The 9,806-nt window shown below is 43.9% G+C and carries 8 protein-coding genes; 5 read left to right on the forward strand and 3 right to left on the reverse strand.

Going from position 1 to position 9,806, the window contains the following annotated elements; translation table 11 throughout:
- Positions 1-365: 365 nt before the first annotated feature.
- Together P5683_RS02260 and P5683_RS02265 are read right to left on the reverse strand one after the other, a co-directional pair.
- The gene (locus P5683_RS02260) at positions 366-1,100 is read right to left on the reverse strand and encodes an NrtR DNA-binding winged helix domain-containing protein (RefSeq protein WP_006625733.1); all 735 of its coding nucleotides are present in this window, start codon (positions 1,098-1,100) and stop codon (positions 366-368) included.
- 2 nt (positions 1,101-1,102) lie between these two features.
- Complete coding sequence (locus P5683_RS02265) at positions 1,103-1,687, reverse strand: nicotinate-nucleotide adenylyltransferase (protein WP_006625732.1); 585 nt, start codon at positions 1,685-1,687, stop codon at positions 1,103-1,105.
- A 127-nt stretch (positions 1,688-1,814) separates the two neighbouring features.
- Here P5683_RS02265 and P5683_RS02270 point away from each other — a divergent pair, with 127 nt between their 5' ends.
- The 3 genes from P5683_RS02270 to P5683_RS02280 all read left to right on the forward strand — a co-directional run bounded on the left by P5683_RS02270 (position 1,815) and on the right by P5683_RS02280 (position 6,296).
- Positions 1,815-2,765: an ABC transporter ATP-binding protein gene (locus P5683_RS02270; RefSeq protein ID WP_006625731.1), complete on the forward strand. Its 951-nt coding sequence runs from the start codon at positions 1,815-1,817 to the stop codon at positions 2,763-2,765.
- A gap of 42 nt (positions 2,766-2,807) precedes the next feature.
- The gene (locus P5683_RS02275) at positions 2,808-4,397 is read left to right on the forward strand and encodes a hypothetical protein (RefSeq protein ID WP_315640580.1); all 1,590 of its coding nucleotides are present in this window, start codon (positions 2,808-2,810) and stop codon (positions 4,395-4,397) included.
- Positions 4,398-4,571: 174 nt separating this feature from the next.
- The gene (locus P5683_RS02280) at positions 4,572-6,296 is read left to right on the forward strand and encodes a TrkA family potassium uptake protein (protein WP_006625727.1); all 1,725 of its coding nucleotides are present in this window, start codon (positions 4,572-4,574) and stop codon (positions 6,294-6,296) included.
- Between the two features lie 57 nt (positions 6,297-6,353).
- Here P5683_RS02280 and P5683_RS02285 read toward each other — a convergent pair whose 3' ends face one another.
- Positions 6,354-7,136 carry an amino acid ABC transporter ATP-binding protein gene (locus P5683_RS02285; RefSeq protein ID WP_006625726.1) on the reverse strand — a complete coding sequence of 261 codons (783 nt, stop codon included), beginning with the start codon at positions 7,134-7,136 and terminating at the stop codon, positions 6,354-6,356.
- Positions 7,137-7,294: 158 nt separating this feature from the next.
- Here P5683_RS02285 and rplI point away from each other — a divergent pair, with 158 nt between their 5' ends.
- Positions 7,295-7,753 carry a 50S ribosomal protein L9 gene (gene rplI / locus P5683_RS02290; RefSeq protein ID WP_006625725.1) on the forward strand — a complete coding sequence of 153 codons (459 nt, stop codon included), beginning with the start codon at positions 7,295-7,297 and terminating at the stop codon, positions 7,751-7,753.
- A 108-nt stretch (positions 7,754-7,861) separates the two neighbouring features.
- Positions 7,862-9,625 carry a replicative DNA helicase gene (gene dnaB / locus P5683_RS02295; RefSeq protein ID WP_006625724.1) on the forward strand — a complete coding sequence of 588 codons (1,764 nt, stop codon included), beginning with the start codon at positions 7,862-7,864 and terminating at the stop codon, positions 9,623-9,625.
- Positions 9,626-9,806 lie beyond the last annotated feature (181 nt).

The following is a 9,806-nucleotide window of genomic DNA, read 5'->3' on the forward strand; positions in this document are numbered from 1 at the left end:
TCTCCATCCCCACGACCATCTTAATAAACCCGCCCTATGGTTCAGCTTAGAAACCAGGTTTCTTTGAGAAACCGGGTTTCTTGACCTGTGGGGGGAGAAACCCGGCTCTAATTGTTAATTATTAATTATTAATTATTAATTTCTCCATCCCCACAACCATCTTAATAAACCCGCCCTATGGTTTCTTGACCTGTGGGGGGAGAAACCCGGCTCTAATTGTTAATTATTAATTATTAATTATTAATTTCTCCATCCCCACAACCATCTTAATAAACCCGCCCTATGGTTTCTTGACCTGTGGGGGGAGAAACCCGGCTCTAATTATTAATTATTAATTATTAATTATTAATTGTTAATTTAGCGCACTAAACAAAAACTAAAGGTTTATCCTTTAAGGGGCTAAACGCTTCAGCGTCGAAGCGGTAGAGGGTGGCGGGTCGTCCTGCGCCGCGAGAGGTTTTGATACCCGTGTCACACAGAAAGCCTAGCTTGAGTAAACGGGCGCGAAAATTGGAATAGTCCGAGAAACCCTCACCTAAAACTGTTAGATAAAATTGGTATAATTCCCCTAGGGTAAAGAGTTGTGGAAGTACATCAAAAGCCACCGGACTGTATTCTAACTTATTACGCAGGCGACGATATCCATATTCTAAAATCTGATTATGGTCAAATGCTAGAGATGGTACTTCTTGTATGGGATACCAAGCTACCCCCGTTGATTGATTAGGAATTAATTGCGCTTCCTCAAATCTAACTAGGGCAAAATAACTCACAGATAGATAACGGACATTATAACTCCCTGCACTTTCTCGCGGATCGCGATGAGGTCCGCCAAAACTATAAAGCTGTTCTAAATAAAGGTTTTCCACCTTAATTTTTTCATCTAAAATCCGATAAGCCGCATCTTCTAAGGATTCCCCTTGACGCACTAAGGTTCCCGGAAGACTCCAACGATCGCAAAAAGGTTCCTGTTGTCGCATTACCAATAATACCAACAGGCGATGAGCCGCTGTATCAATCGAAAAAATAATATTATCCACTCCCACCTTAAAGTCAGCGAGGGGGTGGCTAGTCGATGGTTGTGGGGAATTTCCTGCCATATTCAGGACTGCTGGCCAGAACTAGATTGATATAAATTTTGGCGCGCGATATAATCAGCCACCGCGCCCGGAATGGGATTAGGATCACCTGCTTGGCGAAAATCAGTGGAGGAAACAGGTAAACCCTGCCAATTGGCGATCGCTACTTTTCCCCCTAACTCTCGCAGTTTCGCCAAATCAGGGTCTTCAATGTCGTAGCCTGGTCGGGGAACCACTAATAAGTTAACCTCACCCAACAGATCATTAATTTTATACCAACGGGGTATCTGTGATACCAAATCTGAGCCGATAACTAGGGTAAAGTCGTCATTAAGCCAAGATTTCCGAGCCCGGTGGACCGTCTCAATCGTGCGGCGACTGCTAAGTTCTGGTTTCAGCAAAATATTAGTTTGGGGTGGATAAATTGAGTTAATCAACACCTCTAGCATAGCTTGTCGATGTTCCAGGGAAGCGCCATGAGACTTAAAAGGGTTATCAGCAGCCCAGACCAACACGCGATCGAATCTCTGACCTAGTTGAGTTAAAATAGACTGGTGGCCTTCTGTGGGAGGATCGGCACTGGTTCCAAACAGGGCAATTTTGCTCATAGATTAATGCTCATCACTGGGTTTATTATCTCTATATGTAGGGAGACTCGCAAGAATAATCAAGATCCTTCCGTAACCACAATTGTAATTATTGTAGTCCCAAATAAGAACTTACAAAATACCCCTTATGGCTAAAGAATTGGCGATTGAAACCCGGGGACTAACCAAACAATTCGACCGTCATATAGCAGTTCATGACCTTGACCTACAGGTGGCGGCGGGGGAAGTTTACGGACTGATTGGCCCTAATGGGGCGGGAAAAACTACCCTACTGCGGATGCTGGCTACTGCAGAAGAACCCTCAACCGGAGAGATTTATATTCACGGAGAAAGGCTATTACGCGATCGCACTAATCCCACTTTAAAGCAGTATATTGGCTATCTCCCTGATGATTTTCCCCTTTATGATGATCTGACAGTTCAGGATTATCTCGACTATTTCGCTGGATTATATTATCTCCGAGAACCTAAGCGATCGCAACGGATTTATGAAGTTTTAGAATTAGTGGACCTTAGCCATAAACGCCATAGCTTAATTGCTACCCTATCTCGGGGAATGAAACAAAGGTTAAGTTTAGGGCGGACAGTAATTCATCAACCCCTCTTGCTGTTACTTGATGAACCTGTTTCTGGGTTAGACCCCATCGCCCGCCAACAGTTTCGCGACATCATTAAAACCCTGCGAGAAGCTGGAATGACAATTCTCATTTCTTCCCATGTTCTCAGCGATTTAGAGGATTTTTGTACCTCGATAGGCATTATGGAACTTGGCTATTTAGTCGAGAGTGCATCTTTAGCCGAACTCTATCAGCGCCTGAGTAATCAACAAATTTTTATTTCCACTCTCGGATCTGTTAATCCCTTAGTTACACATTTGAAAAATTGTGCCAACATAGAAGAGTGGGAAGTAATTCCCGGCAGTCAACAAGTACGGGTGCAGTTTACTGGTGATTTAGAAACCCAGGCCCTTTTATTGCGATCGCTCATAGATGCAGGTTTACCCATTACCCAATTTTATCCCACCCAGGATAATTTAGAATCAATTTTCTTGAAATTGGGACATAAACAGGCATCTTAAAAACGCCCCAAATTAACCACCTATCCTTAACTTGAGGGAATCATGATAATACCTAATTTGATGGCATTTGTAGCTAACTGGAATCCCCAGTTAATTCGAGAACTAAAAGGCAGACTCAAACCTCGCAGTATTACCTTAGTTAGTAGTGTTTCTCTCCTCAGCCAAGCACTGCTGATATTCTTCTTTTCTGCTCAATTACCCACCGAAAAAAGTCCCTATGGGAGATATATCATTGACTCTAAACAGTTCCCCATAGTTATTGAATGGCAAACCTGGTGGAATGATATATTTCTGACCATGAATTGGATTTTACCCATGGCTTTAATGTTGGGTGGCGTGTATATGCTAATTCAAGATTTAGCCCTAGAGGAAAAGCGCGGCACTCTCAATTTTATCCGCCTCAGCCCCCAACCAGGTCGGGATATTTTAGCCGGAAAGCTAATGGGTGTTCCTATTTTACTATACCTAGGACTGGCTTTAGCTTTACCATTGCAGACTATCGTCGCTATTAAAGCACAAATACCCATCGGATTACTGCTATTACAATATGGGGTATTTGCTATTGTCGCCATGAGTTTATTTAGCCTATCCCTGCTATTACCTTTAGTAGGATTTGCCGCCGGGTGGTTATGGACATTAATGGCTGCATTCATAGTGTTTCCCAGCTTACAATTTTTGCAGTTAATCTTTGGTGTAGCTAGATTAGCCAACGAGAACCCAAATGCTTGGCAAGATTTTAATAATCGCTGGGATTTATGGATTAAATGGTTTAATATTCCGGTTAGCTATAATATAGCTGCATGGTATGGGTTTATGAGTCTAACTTTAGTGGTTTTAATGGTGGGAACTTGGCAAGTTTTAAACCGCCGTTTTAGTGACCCCGCTACCACATTACTCAGCAAAAAACAGAGTTATTTAGCAGTATTTAGTCTTAACTTATTTTTGCTAGGGTTTGTCACACCAATCCGGTCTAATTCATGGCAAGAGTTAGGAACATTTTTCCTATATGGGATAATTCCCTTGTGCTTATTGTTGGCGATCGCCGCCTTATCTCCTCAGCGTCAACCCTTGCAAGATTGGGCGCGTTATCGTCGAGAGTCTACCCGTCATCACCTCAAAAATCGCCAATTATTCCAGGATTTATTATGGGCAGAAAAAAGCCCCAATATGTTAGCAGTCTTTGCTAATATCATCATCACAATTGTCATGTGGACTCCCTGGATTTTGACCGCACAATTTCAATTTAATTCTTCCCAATCTCATCAAAATTGGCAGTTGATTTTGGGCTTGGTTTTCCTGGGTGGTTTGATTCTAATTTGTGCAACTGTCGCGCAGTTAGTCCTACTCAAGAAAATCGTCAAACCGCAACTTTGGGCTGTAGGAATTGTTCTCGCGATCGTCTTATTTCCTTTCATTTGCATGGTGCTGATACCAATACAACCCGACCAATATCCCGTGCCATTTTTGCTGTCTTTTGCGCCTTGGGCTAGTTTAGAATCAGCACAATTTATCGACTTTTTCCTAACTATAGCTATCCAATGGACTGCCTTATTCCTGCTGAATGTACAGCTACATAAAAACCTGGTCAAAGCCGGAGAATCTCAATCCAAAGCCCTGCTAACTAACAGATAGATTGACTCAGAGATTTTCTAACTCAGGGTGATTGATAGCGATCGCCCTGTATTTATCTAATCGGCAAACGGTGTTATGGGATACAATTGTCATAATTTGTGGCTGTCATAATGGTGGATTACACACCCGACAGTAGACCTAGACCCTCCCTGGGGAGTCCACAATTTACGAAATATGAAACCTAGAATTATCGTTTGCAACTTAGGACGCACTGGCTACCAAATTTTTCGTCTGTTGAGACAACAAGGAGCTATTGTTGTAGGAGTGAATGAGCAACCCGTAAAAGGTGAAGGGTCAGATGTAGTTGTCGGTAGTTTTCGCGCCGCCTCTACCCTGTTAGCCGCTGGTATTCAAAGCGCCCATACCCTCGTACTGGCTGGTAATGATGATGCTACCAATCTAGCTATTTTAATGCAAGCCAGGATTCTCAATCCTAAAATCAGAATTATTAGCCGTCTGTTTAATACTAATTTAGGACAAAGCCTCGATCGCATTTTACCAGACCATAGTACCATGAGCGTCTCCGCCTTGGCTGCTCCCGTGTTTACCTTTGCGGCTTTGGGGAGTCGTGCTATTGGTCAACTGCGACTATTTAACCAAACCTGGCCAATTCATGAAGAATTTATCGATCCTGAACATTCTTGGGTCGGTAAAAGCCTCCATGATCTCTGGTCTGATCGCGATCGAATGCTGATCTATTACATTCCTAATAATAGCCACTTAGATCTAGTGTCAGCAGTTCTTGAGGGACAAAAACTTGATGTAGGCGATCGCCTAATTATTGCCACTAAACCCAGTATCCGCACCCAGCGTTTCAGCCTCTATCAAAGGGGGATGAAATTCATTAACAGCCTGAAAAAGTTTCAACAGCATGGCAAAAAAGCCCTTTTGATTACCCTGGTTTTAATGCTGACAATTTTCTTGGCGACCCTAACTTATGTAAGCATTAACTTAGATAATTCCCTAGTTGACTCCCTCTATTTTTCAGTAGGAATGATTACCGGGGCTGGGGGTAATGAAAAAGTCGCCGAGAATGCCCCTGATAGCATTAAAATCTTCACCGCCATCATGATGCTAGTAGGTGCTGGGGTAATTGGTATCTGTTACGCCTTACTTAATGACTTTGTACTAGGAACCAGGTTAACTGAATATCTCAACGCTACACGGGTTCCACAACGCAACCATTATATAATCTGTGGTTTGGGTGGCATTGGTGTTCAAATTGCTGAACAACTACACCGCAGCGGCTATGAAGTAGTGGTAATTGATCGCGATCCTAACTGTCGTTTTATCAGTACAGTGCGATCGCTTAGAATACCCTTTGTCGAAGGTGATGCTTCCCTGTCGTCTATCTTAGAAAGCGTCAATGTTCAACAAGCAGAAGTCCTCCTCGCCGTCACCAGTGACGACACCGCCAACCTAGAAATAGCCCTCAGCGCCAGGGCTATAGCACCCCACCTGCGGATGATAGTTCGTAACCAAGACCCTCAATTTGGGCTAATGGTTCAGCAGGTATTTGATTTTGAGACAGTTCTGAGTCCCACAGAAATTGCTGCGCCTGCCTTTGCAGCCGCCGCGATCGGCGGTAGAATTTTAGGCAATGGCATCACCGCTGATAGTCTTTGGGTCGCCCTAGCTACCCTAATCACCGCTAACCATCCCTTTTGCGGACAAAGAGTCAAAGATGTGGCTACCAGAGTGGATTTTGTCCCCCTGTACATCGAAACCAACTCCCAAACTATACATAGCTGGAAATTATTAGACTCCCTGTTAAGTCCCGGAGATGTTCTTTATTTGACCCTTCCCGCGCACCGTCTCCAACAACTTTGGCATCCTCTATCTATTAACCGTCTTCCCGGGAATTTGAGTCCAACCGAAAAAGCCACCAGCGACCCATAGCTTGTCCCTGATGTTCTGCAATATTCTGCTGCTACCTGTTGGAGGTTCCCAACTCTACTATAGAATTTGTGACAAAAATCTCTTAGTCCGTTCTTCTTGAGGATTGTTGAAAAACTCCTCTGGAGTCCCTTCTTCCACCAAGAGACCATCTGACATCAAAACAACGCGATCGGCTACTTCTCGCGCAAATCCCACCTCATGGGTGACACAAACCATCGTCATCCCCTCACTAGCCAAAGTCCGCATTGCATCTAACACTTCCCGCACCATTTCCGGGTCAAGGGCGGACGTAGGTTCATCAAATAACATAATTTTCGGTTGCATAGCTAGGGCGCGGGCGATCGCCACCCGTTGCTGCTGACCCCCAGAAAGCTGACCCGGATATTTTTTCGCCTGTTCCAGAATACCAACCCTTTCCAAAAGCTGCATAGCCACCTCCTCAGCCTTAGCTTTCGGCCATCGCCTCACCCAGATTGGTGCTAGGGTCACATTTTGCAGGATAGTTAAATGGGGGAACAGATTAAACTGTTGGAACACCATTCCCACTTCCCGACGAATTTCCTCAATATTTTTCAAATCATGGGAAAGCGTGATCCCGTCAATCACAATACTCCCTTCCTGAAATTCCTCTAAAGCGTTAAATGTCCGAATAAACGTAGATTTTCCTGAACCACTCGGACCCATGATCACCACTACCTCACCCCGTCTCACCGTTAGGCTGACACCTCGGAGAACATGGAAGTTGTTGCTATACCACTTATGGACATCCTGAGCGATAATGACAGCATCAGAAACGGGGGTTTGCGAGTCTTGGGGCGAACCGGCTTGTGTCTGTGTCATTTTAGGTACAATTGTTAACTGATATTAAATTTTACCGTCGATTATACCTGAAATGTGCCAGGACTGCCCGACACAGATTTTTCCGTTTTCACTTGCGATCGCCCCCTTTATATCGCTAAGATAGAGTGTTTGGGTTAAAACAGTTATGAGGAACCATTATGTCAAAGCGAACTCAAGTCGTTCTCACTAAGGATGTTAGCAAATTAGGACGCGAAGGCGATTTAGTAGAAGTAGCCCCCGGTTATGCGCGCAACTATTTGCTACCCTATAGTTTCGCAGTCCGCGCTACTCCCGGCATTCTCAGACAGGTAGAACGCCGCCGGGAAGAAGAACGTCAACGCTTGATTGAACTTAAACAACAAGCCCAGTCTCGTAAAACCGCCCTGGAAACCATCGGTCGGTTTACCATTGCTAAACAAGTCGGCGAAAATGAGGCGATCTTTGGAACCGTCACCGATCGCGAACTAGCCGAAGCCATTGAGAAGGCTACAGGTCAAGAAGTAGATCGCCGTGGTATCACCTTACCTGATATTAACAAAATCGGTTTCTATAAGGCTCATATCAAACTCCATCCTGAAGTTACCGCCGAAGTGGAAATCCATGTAGTTGCTGAGTAGGTATCTGCTACCATAGAACTATCCTGGGGCGCAAGCCCGATGCGCCCCCGCTTCCGCTAATTAATAACTGTCAAACCGCCACTATCTACCGTCTACAATGTCCTAATTATGGCTGAGAGTCTGCCGATACCGCCGTTAAGCAACGATCGCAACCCTCCCCAAAATATTGAGGCGGAGGAAGCGATTTTGGGTGGTATACTTCTCGACTCCGAAGCTATTAGTCGCGTCGCCGACATCCTCAAGCCAGAACATTTTGCCATTAGCGCCCATCAAACTATCTATCGGGCTACCCTAACCCTTCATTTACAGGGAAAACCCACAGATTTAATGACCGTTACTACTTGGTTAGCAGATCATAATCAATTAGATGCTGCTGGCGGTCAGATGAAGTTAGGCGAATTAGTCGATCGCACTATCTCCGCTGTTAATATTGACCAGTATTCTTTATTAGTAATAGATAAGTTTTTGCGCCGTAAGTTAATCCAAGCTGGTCAGGAAGTCGCCCAGTTAGGGTATCAGACTAACATGGAATTAGAAAAGGTGTTAGACCAAGCAGAACAGCGGATTTTTGGCGTTACACAAATTAAACCCAAACCCGATTTAGTGTCTATTTCAGAAACCTTAATTGATACCTTTCAGGGAATTGAAGAACGTTCAGAAGGATTAGCCTTACCAGGTATTGAATGCGGGTTTTATGACCTAGATGCCATGACCGGAGGATTTCAACGGTCTGATTTAATTATTGTAGCTGGTCGTCCGTCTATGGGAAAAACCAGTTTTGCTATTTCCGTCGCCCATAGTATTGCCAAAAAGCATAATTTACCAATTGCCGTTTTTAGCCTAGAAATGTCTAAGGAACAGTTAGTTCAGCGACTGTTATCTAGTGAAGCGAGAATTGAAAGTAATCGACTGCGTTCCGGACGTATTAGCCAAGCTGAATGGGAACCCCTTACTCAGGCGATCGGAACTCTATCAGAATTGCCAATTTTTATTGATGATACCCCTAACCTTACAGTTACCGAAATGCGGTCAAAAACTCGCCAGCTACAGTCTCAACAAGGTGGTAATTTGGGGTTAGTTTTAATTGATTATTTGCAGTTAATGGAAGGGGCTAACCCTGATAACCGCGTCCAGGAATTATCTCGCATTACGCGATCGCTTAAAGGTTTAGCCAGAGAACTAAATCTCCCAGTAATTACCCTCTCCCAGTTGAGCCGAGGCGTTGAGTCCCGCACCAATAAACGTCCCATGATGTCCGATTTAAGAGAGTCTGGTTGTTTATCAGGGGATAGTTTAGTAACCTTAGCAGATAGTCGTTTACCAGTTCCCATTCGAGAATTAGTTGGAAAATCTGACTTTTCTGTTGTCGCTATAAATCCAGACACTCATAACTTAGAAAAGGCTACAGTTCAGAGGGTTTTTGCCACCGGGGTTAAGCCCACCTTTGACTTAAAAACTCGTTTAGGATATACCATAACAGCTACTGCTAATCATCAATTTTTTACCCTCACAGGTTGGGAACGTTTAGACAAATTGACTACGGGTTGTCAAATCGCTTGTACCGCCGAAACTAATATTTATTGGGATGAAATTTCCGCCATTGAACCAGCCAGCGAAACCGAAGTATATGATTTAACAGTTCCCAGTTTACATAATTTTGTCGCTAATAATATCATCGTCCACAACTCCATCGAACAGGATGCAGACATGGTAATTATGTTATATCGAGATGATTACTACAACCCAGATTCACCAGATCGCGGTCTGACAGAAATTATTATCACCAAACACCGCAACGGACCTACAGGAACTATCAAGCTACTCTTTGACCCCCAATATACAACCTTCCGTAATCTCGCCAGAGGCAGATAATTCTTACTTTTAATTATTCCCTGTTATCCATTATCCATTATCCTGTAGGGGCGGGTTCCACTGTCAATGAAATATCCCACCAGTAAGATTACTAAACCCGCCCCACCCCACCTGGTTAATAATTAATAATTAATAATTATCAATTATCCATTAATTCGCGGGTGATTGAGGGCGGGTTGAT

This window comes from Limnospira sp. PMC 1279.21 (genome assembly GCF_032349615.1).
GTDB classification, from domain to species: Bacteria; Cyanobacteriota; Cyanobacteriia; order Cyanobacteriales; family Microcoleaceae; genus Limnospira; species Limnospira fusiformis.

Coding starts and splice junctions, on each gene's coding strand:
- P5683_RS02265 (WP_006625732.1), bottom strand. CDS start 1,687: ATGAGCAAAATTGCCCTGTTTGGAACCAGTGCCGATCCTCCCACAGAA.
- P5683_RS02275 (WP_315640580.1), top strand. CDS start 2,808: ATGATAATACCTAATTTGATGGCATTTGTAGCTAACTGGAATCCCCAG.
- P5683_RS02260 (WP_006625733.1), bottom strand. CDS start 1,100: ATGGCAGGAAATTCCCCACAACCATCGACTAGCCACCCCCTCGCTGAC.
- P5683_RS02285 (WP_006625726.1), bottom strand. CDS start 7,136: ATGACACAGACACAAGCCGGTTCGCCCCAAGACTCGCAAACCCCCGTT.
- P5683_RS02280 (WP_006625727.1), top strand. CDS start 4,572: ATGAAACCTAGAATTATCGTTTGCAACTTAGGACGCACTGGCTACCAA.
- dnaB (WP_006625724.1), top strand. CDS start 7,862: ATGGCTGAGAGTCTGCCGATACCGCCGTTAAGCAACGATCGCAACCCT.
- rplI (WP_006625725.1), top strand. CDS start 7,295: ATGTCAAAGCGAACTCAAGTCGTTCTCACTAAGGATGTTAGCAAATTA.
- P5683_RS02270 (WP_006625731.1), top strand. CDS start 1,815: ATGGCTAAAGAATTGGCGATTGAAACCCGGGGACTAACCAAACAATTC.